The organism is Buchnera aphidicola (Ceratoglyphina bambusae) (assembly GCF_039363085.1).
Taxonomy (GTDB): Bacteria; Pseudomonadota; Gammaproteobacteria; order Enterobacterales; family Enterobacteriaceae; genus Buchnera_G; species Buchnera_G aphidicola_E.
On record NZ_CP134982.1, the window covers coordinates 42,887 to 56,980 of the forward strand.

The 14,094-nt window shown below is 18.9% G+C and carries 12 protein-coding genes and 2 tRNA genes; 4 read left to right on the top strand and 10 right to left on the bottom strand.

What is annotated here, in order from left to right; all coding sequences use genetic code 11:
- Positions 1-73: 73 nt before the first annotated feature.
- The 4 genes from rpoD to rpsU all read right to left on the bottom strand — a co-directional run bounded on the left by rpoD (position 74) and on the right by rpsU (position 4,016).
- A complete protein-coding gene (gene rpoD, locus RJD23_RS00205) occupies positions 74-1,906 on the bottom strand; it encodes an RNA polymerase sigma factor RpoD (RefSeq protein ID WP_343188253.1) in 1,833 nt (610 codons plus the stop codon).
- A gap of 82 nt (positions 1,907-1,988) precedes the next feature.
- Positions 1,989-2,402 (bottom strand): hypothetical protein, encoded by a 414-nt coding sequence (locus RJD23_RS00210; protein ID WP_343188402.1) that lies wholly within the window; start codon positions 2,400-2,402, stop codon positions 1,989-1,991.
- Complete coding sequence (gene dnaG / locus RJD23_RS00215) at positions 2,399-3,730, bottom strand: DNA primase (protein ID WP_343188254.1); 1,332 nt, start codon at positions 3,728-3,730, stop codon at positions 2,399-2,401. Before dnaG ends, RJD23_RS00210 begins: the two co-directional genes overlap by 4 nt.
- Positions 3,731-3,800: 70 nt before the next feature.
- Entirely contained in the window at positions 3,801-4,016 is a 216-nt protein-coding gene (gene rpsU / locus RJD23_RS00220; protein WP_343188255.1) for a 30S ribosomal protein S21, read from the bottom strand.
- A gap of 134 nt (positions 4,017-4,150) precedes the next feature.
- Between rpsU and tsaD the strand changes: the two genes are divergently transcribed.
- Positions 4,151-5,176, top strand: coding sequence for a tRNA (adenosine(37)-N6)-threonylcarbamoyltransferase complex transferase subunit TsaD (tsaD, locus tag RJD23_RS00225; RefSeq protein WP_343188256.1), 1,026 nt, complete (start codon positions 4,151-4,153; stop codon positions 5,174-5,176).
- A gap of 500 nt (positions 5,177-5,676) precedes the next feature.
- Entirely contained in the window at positions 5,677-6,921 is a 1,245-nt protein-coding gene (locus RJD23_RS00230) for a hypothetical protein (protein WP_343188257.1), read from the top strand.
- 320 nt (positions 6,922-7,241) lie between these two features.
- Here RJD23_RS00230 and crr read toward each other — a convergent pair whose 3' ends face one another.
- The 3 genes from crr to RJD23_RS00245 form a co-directional block, all read right to left on the bottom strand.
- Positions 7,242-7,745, bottom strand: coding sequence for a PTS glucose transporter subunit IIA (gene crr, locus RJD23_RS00235; RefSeq protein ID WP_343188258.1), 504 nt, complete (start codon positions 7,743-7,745; stop codon positions 7,242-7,244).
- Positions 7,746-7,811: 66 nt separating this feature from the next.
- Positions 7,812-9,473, bottom strand: coding sequence for a phosphoenolpyruvate-protein phosphotransferase PtsI (gene ptsI, locus RJD23_RS00240; RefSeq protein WP_343188259.1), 1,662 nt, complete (start codon positions 9,471-9,473; stop codon positions 7,812-7,814).
- 65 nt (positions 9,474-9,538) lie between these two features.
- Positions 9,539-9,796 (bottom strand): HPr family phosphocarrier protein, encoded by a 258-nt coding sequence (locus RJD23_RS00245; RefSeq protein WP_343188260.1) that lies wholly within the window; start codon positions 9,794-9,796, stop codon positions 9,539-9,541.
- A 337-nt stretch (positions 9,797-10,133) separates the two neighbouring features.
- On the opposite strand from RJD23_RS00245, the gene ligA reads away from it, so the two are divergent.
- Positions 10,134-11,873, top strand: a complete 1,740-nt coding sequence (ligA, locus tag RJD23_RS00250) for an NAD-dependent DNA ligase LigA (RefSeq protein ID WP_343188261.1) — start codon at positions 10,134-10,136, stop codon at positions 11,871-11,873.
- A 16-nt stretch (positions 11,874-11,889) separates the two neighbouring features.
- On the opposite strand, the gene RJD23_RS00255 is transcribed toward ligA, so the two are convergent.
- Together RJD23_RS00255 and RJD23_RS00260 are read right to left on the bottom strand one after the other, a co-directional pair.
- Positions 11,890-11,963 (bottom strand) — tRNA-Lys (locus RJD23_RS00255).
- A 30-nt stretch (positions 11,964-11,993) separates the two neighbouring features.
- Positions 11,994-12,066: transfer RNA gene (locus RJD23_RS00260), tRNA-Val, on the bottom strand.
- A 145-nt stretch (positions 12,067-12,211) separates the two neighbouring features.
- Here RJD23_RS00260 and gltX point away from each other — a divergent pair.
- Positions 12,212-13,627, top strand: a complete 1,416-nt coding sequence (gene gltX / locus RJD23_RS00265) for a glutamate--tRNA ligase (RefSeq protein WP_343188403.1) — start codon at positions 12,212-12,214, stop codon at positions 13,625-13,627.
- A gap of 101 nt (positions 13,628-13,728) precedes the next feature.
- Here gltX and fliE read toward each other — a convergent pair whose 3' ends face one another.
- The gene (gene fliE, locus RJD23_RS00270) at positions 13,729-14,037 is read right to left on the bottom strand and encodes a flagellar hook-basal body complex protein FliE (protein ID WP_343188262.1); all 309 of its coding nucleotides are present in this window, start codon (positions 14,035-14,037) and stop codon (positions 13,729-13,731) included.
- Between the last annotated feature and the right edge of the window lie 57 nt (positions 14,038-14,094).

Here is a 14,094-nt window from a genome sequence, read left to right on the forward strand (position 1 = left end):
AAAGCTTCCTATTTTTTAACTTGGAAGCTTCATTTAATAATAATGTTTTAAAAAAGTTTAAAAAATTTGTTTTTTAATTATCTAAAAAACTTTTTAATATTTCGGATCTACTAGGATGTCTTAATTTTCTTAGCGCTTTAGCTTCTATTTGTCTTATTCTTTCTCTAGTTACATCGAATTGTTTTCCAACTTCTTCTAATGTATGATCAGTATTCATATCTATTCCAAATCTCATTCTTAACACTTTAGCTTCTCTAGCTGTTAATCCTGATAATACTAAATTAGTAGCATTTTTTAAACTTTCTGAAGTTGCTGATTCTAGTGGTAATTTTAAATTAGTATCTTCTATAAAATCTCCTAAATGTGATTCTTCATCATCTCCTATAGGTGTTTCCATAGATATTGGTTCTTTGGCTATTTTTAAAACTTTTCTTATTTTGTCTTCAGGTATTGACATTTTAATAGATAATTCTTCTGGAGTTGGCTCTCTTCCTACTTCTTGTAATATTTGTCTAGATATTCTATTTAATTTATTTATTGTTTCTATCATATGTACTGGAATTCTGATAGTTCTAGCTTGGTCTGCTATAGATCTCGTAATAGCTTGTCTTATCCACCATGTGGCATATGTTGAAAATTTATATCCTCTTCTATATTCAAATTTATCAACAGCTTTCATTAGTCCTATGTTTCCTTCTTGTATTAAATCCAAAAATTGTAATCCTCTATTAGTATATTTTTTAGCTATAGAAATTACTAGTCTTAAATTAGCTTCTACCATTTCTTGTTTTGCTCTTTCAGCTTGTTTTTCTCCACAAAATATTTTTTTACTAATATTTTTTACTTGATATATAGATAGTCCTGTTTTTTTTTCTATACTCATTAATTTTTTTATAAATACATATATTTCTTCTTTATATTTATATAACTTTTTAGACCATTTTTTATTCATTTTTATTGCATATTTTATCCATTTTAAATTTGAGTTTTTATTTTTTAAAAGTGTTTTAAGAGTTTTTTTTGGTATTTTACATTTTTTAATACAAACATTTATAATAATTTTTTCATGCATTAATATTCTTTTTATAATATTTTTTACGTTGTTTACTAAATATTTAAATTGTTTAGGAGTTAGTCTAAATTGATTAAATATTTTTGCTAATTTTTTTATTTCTATAAAATATTGTTTTTTCTTATTTTTCTTATTTTTTATTGTTTTTTTATATTGTTTTTTTAATTGATTAAATTTTTTTTTTGCTAATTTTAAATCTATAATATTTTCTTCATTATCATTTATTATATTCTTGTTAATAAATTCTATTTTATTATTTTTTATAAATTCTGATTCTATTATATTTATAGATAATGGTATTTTTTCTTTATTAGTATAATTTTTATTATCTATAAATCCAGTGATTATGTCTGATAATTTTATTTTTTTAGATTTTACTTTTTCATATTGATTTAAAAAATAATTTATAGATTTAGGATATTCAACTACAGTAGATTGAATTTTATTTATTCCATTTTCTATTCTTTTAGCTATTTCTATTTCTCCTTTTCTATTCAATAGTTCTATAGTTCCCATTTCTCTCATATACATTCTTACTGGATCTGTTGTTTTTCCTAAATCTGATTCTGTGCTTGATATTGCTTGTGATGCTTCTTCGACAATATCATCCTCATTTGTATTGTTATTTTCTGATAATATTATACTTTCTGAATTTTGTGATTTGGATAATACATGTATACCCATTTCATTAATTATTTTTATTATGTTTTCTATTTTATTAGTATCTAATATAGAAGATGGTAAATGATCGTTTATTTCTTCATAAGTTAAATATCCTTTTTCTTTTCCATGATCAATAAGAAGTTTTAATTTATATTTTTTATTTTTCTCCATAGTATGTTCCAAACTTTAAAATAATAATTAGTTAAAATAATGTAAATGTATAAATTTTTTATTTTTCTTATCCATTATTTTTTCATTTTTTAAATAAAACTTTATTTATTTTCCATAATTTAATTTTTTCTTTTTTGCTTAAACCGTTAGATCTTTCTTTAGCTATTAAATGATCTTGTAATGCTTCTAAATCTTTTTGTAATATATTATGTATAGAGTCCAAAAAAACATTTTTTATTTTTTTTTTAGATATCATATGATTCCAGATAGCTATTTTTTTCATTATATAATATTTTTTAGAATTTCGATATAATTCTATAATTTGTCCAGTTTTTATATTTTTATGTAGTTCACATATTTTTTTTATTTTTAGAAATAGATTTAATCCTTTTATTTTATATTTATGTAAATTTTCTATTTTTTTTGGTATTATTTTGTATAAATGTGGATTTTGTATAAGTAATCCTATTAATATTCTTATGGTATTATATTTTATATCGTATTTATATTTTTTTTTTTTACTTTTTTTTTCAAAAAAAAATTGTTAAATTTATATATGTCTAGTATTCCTAATTTATTTTTTAATTTTTTTTTTAAAAATGTTTTTATCATTTTACCTGGAATTTTTTCTATCATTTTTATGATCACATTACTAAATTTACTTTTTTCCTCAGGAATTAATAAATTTACATTTTTAATTAGTTTTTCAAATAAAAATTCTGACATAGGAAGCGCTTTTTTAATTCTCATTTTAAATTTTTTTCTACCTTCTTTTTGAATAATACTATCCGGATCTTCTCCTTTTGGCAAAAATATAAATTTTAATATTTTATTATCGTATATACAAGGTAAGGAAATTTCTAAAGTTTTCCATGCTGCTTTTTTTCCTGCTATATCTCCATCATAACAATATATTAAAGTATCAGAGATTCTAAATAATTTTTTTATAGTATTTTGATTTATAGAAGTTCCTAAAGTAGATACAGTATATTTTATATAATTTTGATGTAGTTTAATTACATCAAAGTATCCTTCTACTATTATTATTTTTTTAATTTTTTTGTTGTATTTATATAATTCATATAATCCATATAAATTGTTTCGTTTTTGAAATATTTTTGTTTCTGGTGAATTTATATATTTAGGAAATTGTATTGAAGTAGATCTTCCTCCAAATCCGTTTATTTTTCCATTAATATTTTTTATAGGAAACATTATTCTATTAATAAATCTATTACATAATATATTTTTTTTGTTTTTGTATAATATTCCTGATTCTATAAGTTTTTTTTTATATTTTTTGTCATTATATATATTTTTTTTATATTTTTTAATAATATTGCAAGAATATCCTAAAGAAAATATTTTTATGCTTTTTTCGTTTATTCCTCTGTTAAATAAATATTTTTTTATATTTTTATTTTTTTCTTTTAAAATATTTTTTTTGTATTTTTTTAGAACTTTATGTAATATTTTATGTAATTCGTTTTTTTGATTATTTTCTTTTTCATAATTTTTATTTTTTTCATATGGTATTTTCATTCCGTTTAATTCAGATAATTCTTTTATACTTTCTATAAAGTTTATTTTTTCATAATTCATTAAGAAATCAATCGCGTTTCCATGTACGTGACATCCGAAACAATAATAGAACTGTTTTTCATAACTTATTGAAAATGATGGAGTTTTTTCATTATGAAAGGGGCATAATGAATAATAGTTTTTTCCTATTTTTTTAACTTTCATTTTTGAATTTATTATTTCTACAATATTTGTATTATGAAGTAGTTCATTAATAAAATTTTTTGGTATTTTTTCTAACATTTTTTTACACTGAGTTATTTGACCGACTTTGAATAAATCGGTCAATTTTTATTAAATTTTAATGCTTTTGTTAATACATTCTAACTCTTTTAAAACTTTCTCTATTTATTTTTTTTGCTAATCTTTTTATTGCTGAAGCTTTAGCTCTTTTTCTAATTGTTGTAGGTTTTTCATAAAATTCTCTTTTACGCATTTCTGATAATATTCCGGCTTTTTCACATGCTCTTTTAAATCTTCTTAAAGCTATATCAAATGGTTCATTTTCTCTTATTTTAATTATTGGCATAAAATTTATATTACCTTAATTTTACATATTTATAATAAGTTTGTTAAAAATATTTGTAAATTTATATTTATAAGTATATATTATAAAATATATATTTTATATTTTTTAAAAATAATATTTTAATAATTTTTTATATGCAAATATTAGGTATAGAAACTTCATGTGATGATACTAGTATTGCAATATATGATGAATATTGCGGACTAATATTTTGTAATACAATCAATCAATCTAATGTTCATTCTGTTTATGGCGGTGTAGTTCCAGAAATAGCTGCTAGATTACATTTAAAAAATATTTTTTTAATACTAGATGATTTATTAAATAAACAAAAAATTTTGAAAAAAAATATTAAAGCGATAGCTTATACTATTGGTCCTGGTTTATCTGGTTCTTTGTTAGTTGGCGCTACTGTTGCAAATTCTTTAGCATATTATTGGAATATACCTATAATATTTATTAATCATATGGAAGCTCATTTATTTTCATATATGTTAAAAGAAAAAAAGTTTTTGTTTCCTAGTTTTCCATTATTAGCATTGCTTGTTTCCGGCGGTCATACTCAAATTGTAATGGCTAAGTCACTAGGAAAATATTTTATATTGGGTGATTGTTTAGATGATTCAGCAGGTGAAGTTATTGATAAAATTGCTAAAATGTTAGGATTATCATATCCAGGAGGTGAAGAATTATCTATATTAGCTAAATCAGGAAAATCTGGAGTTTTTTCTTTTCCCAAACCTATGATATATGGAAATAATTTTAATTTTAGTTTTTCTGGATTAAAAACTCATGTAAGTAGAGTTATTACAAAAAATTGTATGAACTATCAAAATAAAGCTAATGTTGCTAGAGAGTTAGAAGAAACTATTATTAATATATTAGTTATTAAATGTTTTAAAGCATTAAAATTTACTGGTATTAAAAAATTAGTTGTTTCTGGTGGTGTTAGTGCAAATGTTTTATTGCGTAATAGAATAAGAAATATGTCAAAAAAAATTAATAATTGTATAGTTTATTATACTGACAAAAGATTCTGTACTGATAATGGAGCTATGATAGCATATTTAGGTATGTTATATTTTAAAAATAATTTTTATTCTAATCATAAAATATTTTTTTCACCTAAACTTTCTATTTGCAAAAATGTTTATTGTTAAAATTAGTTTATTATTTCAAAAAAAATGTTTTTTAACATTCCACTTAAATATTTAAATATAATGTTTTTTAATATATTTTATATTTAAAATAATAGAATATATTATTAAATAATTAAACATTTTAATATTTATTTAAAATTTCTATATATTTTTTATTATATTATTATGTTTGTTTAATTTTTATATTAAATTATAATAATATTTGTTTTTATAATTTTTATATTATATTTATTTTTTCATTTTTATATTTTTTTTTAATTTTTTATTAAAAATTATATTTTACAAATTAATATTTTTAATATTTTTTATTTTTTAAAATAATTTTATTAATTAAATTTTTTATTATTTAATATTTAAATTTGTATTTCATTTAATATATATTTTTTATTTTAAAAAAATTTGATGTTCTTAAAAATTTTATAATATTATTGTTCTATAAATATAAAATAATTATAAAACTTTTATATAAATTTTTACTTATATTTTTTTTTGGATAGTTTATGAAAAAATATTTAGTTGGAGGAGCCGTTAGAAACGGTATTTTAGGATTGCCTATTAAAGACAGAGATTGGGTTATAACAGGATCTAATCCTAAAATTTTAATTTCAAAAAAATATAAACAAGTTGGAAAAAAATTTCCTGTTTTTTTACATCCAGTTACACATGAAGAATATGCTTTAGCTAGAACAGAAAAGAAAAATGGCACAGGATATAAAGGATTTAAAGTAAATTATTCTTCAAAAATTACTTTAGAAGAAGATTTAATAAGAAGAGATATTACAATAAATGCTATAGCTAAAGATAAAAATGGAACATATTTTGATCCTTATAATGGTTTAAAAGATATTAAAAAAAGAATAATAAGACATATATCTTCTTCTTTTTCAGATGATCCACTAAGAGTTTTAAGAGTAGCTAGATTTGCTGCATTATTATTTCATTTAGGATTTAGAATAAATAAAAAAACACTTATATTAATGTCTAGTAATTTTTTAAGAAGTGAAATATTAAATTTAGAAAAAGAAAGAGTGTGGCAAGAAACAGAAAAAGCATTTAAAACTTTTAACCCGCATATATATTTTCAAGTATTATTTGATTGTAAAACAATATATATAATTTTTCCAGAAATATATAATTTATTGAAATTAAACGAAAAATTTTGTACTTTAAATGATATTAATTTTACTAAACAAAAAGTTTTTCAAGGATTAGCATTTATATCTAAATATACTAAAAAAATTGACATTAGGATATCTTTTTTTATACAATTATTCGATTTAAACTTTAATATATTCATTTCAAATAATTTAAGAATATGTTTTTTGAAATTTTTTAAAAAATATGTTTTAAGTATGTTTGTTAGAATTAATGTTCCAAATAAAATTAAAAATTTATCTATACTATTTATAAAAAATAAATATTTTTTAATTAATATTAATGTTAAGTCTTCACATGAAATAGTATTATTTTTAAATAAAATAAATGCGTGGAGAAATCCTAATATAATAAATAAATTATCTTTTTTAGTAGATTTTTATATAAAATTTTTAAACATTTTTTTTTATAAAAAAAAATATAATAATTTTTATCCAGGTAATTATTTAAAAAAAGTTTTTAAATTAACTAAAATAATATCTTTTAGTTCTATTTCCAAAAATGTAAAAAATGGTATAGAAATACAAAATAAAATAAATGAGTTAAAGAAAATTGCTATAGAAAATTGGAGAAATTCATTGATAAAATAATATATAATATATGTTTTGTATTTTTTTTTTATAATATTTAATATATATTATGTTATAATTTTATATATGTTATTAATTAAAATTTTTATAATAAAATTAAATTTAAATTTAAATTTAATTTTTTATAGAAATTTTAGTTATATTTTTTTTAAAAATAGATTTTTTAATTAAATATTATTTTATTAATTTTTTTTAAGATATTTTTATATATTTTATAAACATATTTTATTTAATTAAATGTTATAAATTGTTTTAAAACATTTTTCTATTTTTTTTTAAAAAAATTTATATGTTTTAAACGGCACTTTAGTGCCGTTTTTTTAATTTTCTAAAATCATTATTACAGTTTTTCCAGAAACAATTTTTCCTGACATTTTTTTTATCTTTTTTATTTTTTCCATATTAGATATTACTACAGGAGTTATTACGGATTTTGCATTTTTTTTTAACATAGGTAAGTCAAATGTTATTATTAAATCTCCTATTTTTACTTCTTGATTTTCTCTAGCAAATTTTTCAAAACCCTTTCCTTTTAACTTTATAGTATCTATTCCAAAGTGAACAAATAGTTCTATTCCTTCGTCTGATTTTATTGAAAACGCATGTAAAGTGTTAAATATTTTACTTATTTTTCCATTTACAGGAGATACTATACTATTTCCTGATGGTTGTATTGCTATTCCATCTCCTACTATTTTATCTGAAAATACTGTATCTGGTACTTTTTCAATATCTATTATTTCTCCAGATAAAGGAGCATAAATTTCTATTTTATTATTTTTATAATGGTTTTTATTTCCAAATATATTAGAAAAAATACCCATTTATTTCTCCTAAATATTAATATTAATTAATATATTTTGTTATTTTTTAAAATAAAAAAAAAATTGTTACAATATATTTTTTACTATTTTTTTAGCATTTTTTAAATTACTTTTTCTAATTATTTTTTTTATTATTGGTATTGATGGAGAGTTCATACTTAATTCATCTATGCCTATTCCTATTAAAAATTGTGTAGCATGTTTGTTGCTAGCTAGTTCTCCACAAAGTCCAACCCATTTTCCATTAGAATGAGCAGCTTTTACTATTTTTTTTATTAATTTAATTACTGCTGGATGCATAGGATTATATAAATGAGAAACTAAATCATTTCCTCTATCTACAGCTAAAGTGTATTGAGTTAAATCATTACTTCCAATACTAAAAAAATCTACTTCTTTTGCTAATTCATTAGATATTAATGCAGCAGCTGGCGTCTCTATCATTACTCCTATTTTTATATTTTTATTAAAATTTATATTTTCTTTTTTTAGAGATATTTTAACTTTTTTTACTTCTTTTTTTAAAAAACGTATTTCTTGTAGTGATATTATCATTGGAAACATAATTTTTAATTGTCCAAAATATGAAGCTCTTAATATTGCTTTTAACTGTGTTCTTAAAATATCTTTTCTTTTCATTAATATTCTTATTGCTCTATATCCTAAAAATGGATTATCTTCTCTAGGAAGTTTCATATACTTACAATCTTTATCCCCTCCTATGTCTAAAGTTCTAATTATAACTTCTTTATTTTTCATTTTTTTAGCAATTTTTTTGTATGATTCGAATTGTTCATTTTCAGTGGGAAAATTGTTTCTGTTCATAAATAAAAATTCTGTTCTATATAATCCTATTAGTTCAGCTCCATTTTTTTTTGCTATTTTTATATCATTAGTATTACTTATATTTGCTCCTATTTTTATTACTTTTCCATCTATAGTTCTTGCTTTAAGATTTTTTAAAAACTTTAATTTATTTATTTTTTTTAAAAATTTTTTTTTTATTTTTTTTTTATTTTTTATTATATTTTCTTTGGGATTTACATATATTTCATTGTTTATACTATCTAAAATTATATAATCATTGTTTTTTATTTTCTTAGTAACATTTTTTGCTCCTGCTATAGCTGGTATTCCTAAAGATTTAGCTATAATTGAAGTATGAGATGTTTCTCCTCCAAGTTCAGTTATAAAACCTAATACGTTTTTTATATTTATTTGCGCTGTTTCAGAAGGAGTTAAATCTTTAGATATAATAATTACTTTTTTATTTATTTTATTCAAATTTTTTATATTTATTTTTAATATATTTTTTATTAATCTATTTCCTATATCTTTAATATCTAATGCTCTATTTTTTAAGTATGTATTATTTAATTTTTTTATTTCTTTTATTTGTTTTTTTATAATTTTTTTAGTAGAAATTTCTGAAGTATATTGTTTTTTTTTAATAAGAGTTATTATATCTTTTTCAAACTCTTTATCTTCTAATATCATTATATGGCCTTCAAAAATTTCTGATTTTTCTTTTCCTAATTTTTTTTCTATTTCTTTCTTTATATTTTTTATCTGTTTAATAGTTTTCTCTTTAGAATAAAAAAAATTTTTTATTTCTGATTTTATTTCATCTTTCAAAATATTTTTTTTATTTATTTTAACTTTTTGACTATCTATTAATAAAGCTTTTCCTAATACTATTCCTGGTGATACTGAAATTCCTGATATCATAATTTTCCTTCAAAGTTTTTTAAAGTTTATATTTGTTTTGTAATGTTTTTAAAAAATTAATATATTTAATGTAATTTTGATATAAAATTTTTTAAATGATATACTGCTTTTTTTTCATCTTTACCCTCAGCTGTTATTTTTATTATTTTTCCATATGTTAACTCTAATGTTTGTAATTTAAATAAACTTTTTGCATTTACAGTTTTATTTTCTAAAGTTATTTTTATATCTGAAATAAATTTTTTTGCTTCTTTTACTAATCTAGATGCTGGTCTTATATGTAAACCATTTTTAGACATTATTTTTGTTTCTTCTGTAATCATATTTTTCTCTTTTAAAATTTTATTTATTAATAGAAATTTTAATATTTATAAAAATAAATATTTAAAATATATATTTTATTTTTAAAATAATATTATTATATATAAAAATATAAATCTTTAAAAATTTATATACAATTTTATTATATATTATTATTAATTTTAACATTAATAGTTTTAATATTTGTCCTGTTTTTTTATATACTTATTTTTTATATTTTTTTAATTTATATAAATTATATTTTTTATTTTTTATTTATATTTAATACATTTATTTTTTATATAAAAAATATATAATTAATATTTATAATATAATTTCATGGTATGCAAATTTTTTAAAATGATATCTAACATAAAAAATAAAATTATAAAATTAAAAAAAAAAATTAAGTTATATGAATATTTTTATAACGTCCTTAACATTTCTTTAGTGTCAGATTATAAATATGATAAATTAATGGAATATTTATATAAATTAGAACACAAATATAAATTTATTAATTCTAATGATTCACCTACTAAAAAAATAGGAGATAATTTTTTAAATGAATTTAAAATTTCTAATCATTTATTACCAATGTTATCATTAGATAGTGTGTATAATAAAGACCGCGTTTTAAATTTTTATAATTATATAAAAAAATGTGTGAAAAAAGAATATTTTGATTTTTGTTGTGAATTAAAAATTGATGGTGTTGCTCTAAATGTATTATACAAGGATGGTAGTTTGGTACATGCTCTAACTAGAGGAAATGGATATTCTGGAGAAGATGTAACTTCTAACATAAATATAATAAATAATTTGCCCAGAAAGTTATTAGGTATGCAATTTCCTGAAATATTAGAAGTTAGAGGAGAAGTTTTTATGTTAAAGTCTGATTTTATAAATTTAAATAAGAATTTAAATAAAAATTTTTCAAATCCCAGAAACATAGCTTCAGGATCATTAAGAAAAAATAAAAAACTCTCAAATGTTAATTTAAATAGAAAATTATTTTTTTTTGCCTATGGAATAGGTTTTGTTAAACCAGAAAATTATTTTTTAAGTCATTTTAATATGTTAAAAAAATTAAAGAGTTTTGGTTTTTGTATTAATGCATATAATTTATATTGTAATAGTTTAAAAAAAATATTTAGTTTTTTTTATAAAAGTGTTTTATTAAAAGAAAAATTAAATTTTGAAATAGATGGTATAGTTATAAAAGTTGATTCAATAAAATATCAAAAAAAAATTGGTCATACTTATAAATTTCCTAAATGGGCTATTGCTTTAAAATTTGATACAGAAATTTTAAAGTCTAAAGTTTTGGGAGTAGATTTTAAAGTTGGACGAACTGGTGTGATTACTCCAGTAGCTAATTTATCTCCTATAAATTTTTCTGGTGTTATTGTTAAAAATGTTTCTATATATAATGAAAATGAAATTAAAAAGTTAAATTTAAAAATTGGATCTTATGTATTTGTAAAAAGATCTGGTAATGTAATACCTAAAATTGTAAAAGTTATAAATAATAAATTTGAAAAAGAAATAATTTTCCCTGTAATTTGTCCATGTTGTAAATCTAATCTTTTATTTAATAAAAAAAAAAAAACATCTAGATGTATAAATGGAATTTTTTGTAAAAAACAAAAAGAAAAGTTAATATTACATTTTTTTTCAAAAAATGGTTTTTATATAAATGGTATAGGCCCAAAATTAATAAAAAAATTAGTAAACTTAAATTATATTAATAATCCATTGGACGTCTTTAATTTAAATATAAAAATTTTATGTAAATTAGATAAAATTAATAAAAAATCTGCAAGTAATATAGTAAATAGATTAAGAAAATTTAAAAATATAAATTTTTTTAATTTTATATATTCTTTAGGTATTCCGGAAGTGGGTATTTCTACTTCTAAAAATATTTCTGAAGAATTTAGTTCTTTAAAAGAAATGATGAATGCTAGTTATAAAAGATTTATTAAAATAAAAAATATTGGGAATAAAGTAGCAAAAAATATTTTTAATTTTATTAATTCTAGTAATAATATTAAATATATAAATAGAATTTCCAAAGTTATAAAAATTTTATTTTAAATTTTAAATTTGTTTATGGGCTGTGCAGGATTTGAACCTGCGACCAATTGATTAAAAGTCAACTGCTCTACCGGACTGAGCTAACAACCCAAATTTTTAATAAAATTATTTTATTTATATTAGGTGATGCCGGATTCGAACCGACGACTTCCTCCGTGTAAAGGAGGCACTCTACCGTCTGAGCTAATCACCTATTAAAATAATTTACTAATTTTATAGTATAATTAGTTAATAATAACTAGTCAATATTTTTTTATAATATTTTTCTTTTTTTTATTTTTTAAATATGATTTTATGATTTATAAGAAAAATATAATTTTATGTTACAAAATATTTTTATGAAAGTGAAAACTAGATTTGCTCCTAGTCCTACTGGTGAATTACATTTTGGAAATATAAGAACTGCTTTATTTTCTTGGTTATTTGCTAGAAAAAATTCAGGTAAATTTATTTTAAGATTTGAAGATACAGATGTAAACAGAAATGTTTTAGGTTCTATAGAAAAAATTAAAAAAGTAATGAAATGGTTAGGTTTAAATTGGGATGAGAAAATATATTTTCAAAGTAAAAGATTAAATTATTATTATGATATTATAAATTTTATGCTAAAAAAGAAAATAGCATATAAATGTTATTGTTCAGAAGAAATATTATATAAAAAAAAAATATGTCAAATAAAAAATCATGAAAATACAAAATATGATGGTTATTGTAGAAATTTAAAACAAAATAACTTTAATTGTAAAAAACCATATGTTGTTAGATTTAAGAGCCCTAAAAATGGTGTTATATCTTTTGAAGATGCAATAAGGGGATTAATAAAATTTAAAAATAAAGAATTAGATGATTTTATAATTCAAAGAAGAAATGGAATTCCAACTTATAATTTTTGTGTAGTTTTAGATGATTTAGCGATGAAAATTACTCATGTTATTAGAGGAGAAGATCATATAAGTAATACACCTAAACAAATAAATATTTTGTTGTCTTTGAACGCTCATATTCCTGTGTATGCACATTTACCTATGTTGTTAGACATTAATAAAAACAAACTTTCTAAAAAGAATTTTAATACAAGTATAATTAAATATTTTAATGAAGGATTTTTGCCGGAAGCAATATTAAATTATTTAGTACGATTAGGATGGTCACATGGAAATAAAGAAATATTTAGTATAACTGAGATGAAAAAATTATTTTCTTTAGAAAAAGTTAGTAAATCGTCTAGTATTTTTGATTATAAAAAATTATTATGGATTAATAAATATTATATTAACAATGTTTCTTCTAAAAAAATAGTTTTTTTATTAAAATATTATATGGAAAAAGAAAATATAAATATAAAAAATGGACCTAATGTAAAAGAAGTGTTAAAAATTTTTAAAAGTAGATATTTTACTTTAAAGGAAATAGCTTTGTCTTGTCGTTATTTGTATGAGGATATAGAAGATTTTAAACATTTATTTTTAAAAAAACATTATTCAAAAGATAGTTTAAAAATGTTAAAGATTATTTATTATAGTTTTAAAAAAATTATTCATTGGAATTCTATAGAAATTTGGGAATCTATTAATTCAATATCTTTAAATAACAATATATCTTTAAAAGATATAATTAATTTTATAAGAATAATTTTTACTGGAAAAAATAATTCTCCAAGTATAAGTATAATAATATATTTAATAGGCAAGAAAAGAGTATTATATAATTTGATTTGTTTGATAAAAATTTTAAGAAAAAAATTAATTTTTTAATTTATTTAGTATTTTTTAAAATAGTATAATTTTTTATTTCAAATTTCATTAATATTACATGAATAATTTTTTAAATTTTTCATGTAATATTAATTTTTACATTATATTTGCATGTTCATAATTTCTTTATATGCAGATATCACTTTATCTTTTAGTTTTATAAGCATTTGAATGGATAATGAGGATTTTTCTAAATTTAATATTATATCGCTTAATGAATTTTTGTTAAAAAAATCTTCTAATTTAAATTTTTCTGTTTCTTTTTCAGCTTTTATACAATTATTGTTTATTTGTTTAATCATGTCATGAAAACATTTGTAAAAATTATTTTCAGATATTTTATTTTTTGAATTTATTTTATTATTTAGTTCATCAAGTTTTTTTATAATGTTGGATTTATTTATTATCATATTTTTTTATATAATGTTAATTAAATTATAATTTTATTATATCATATTTATTTTAAA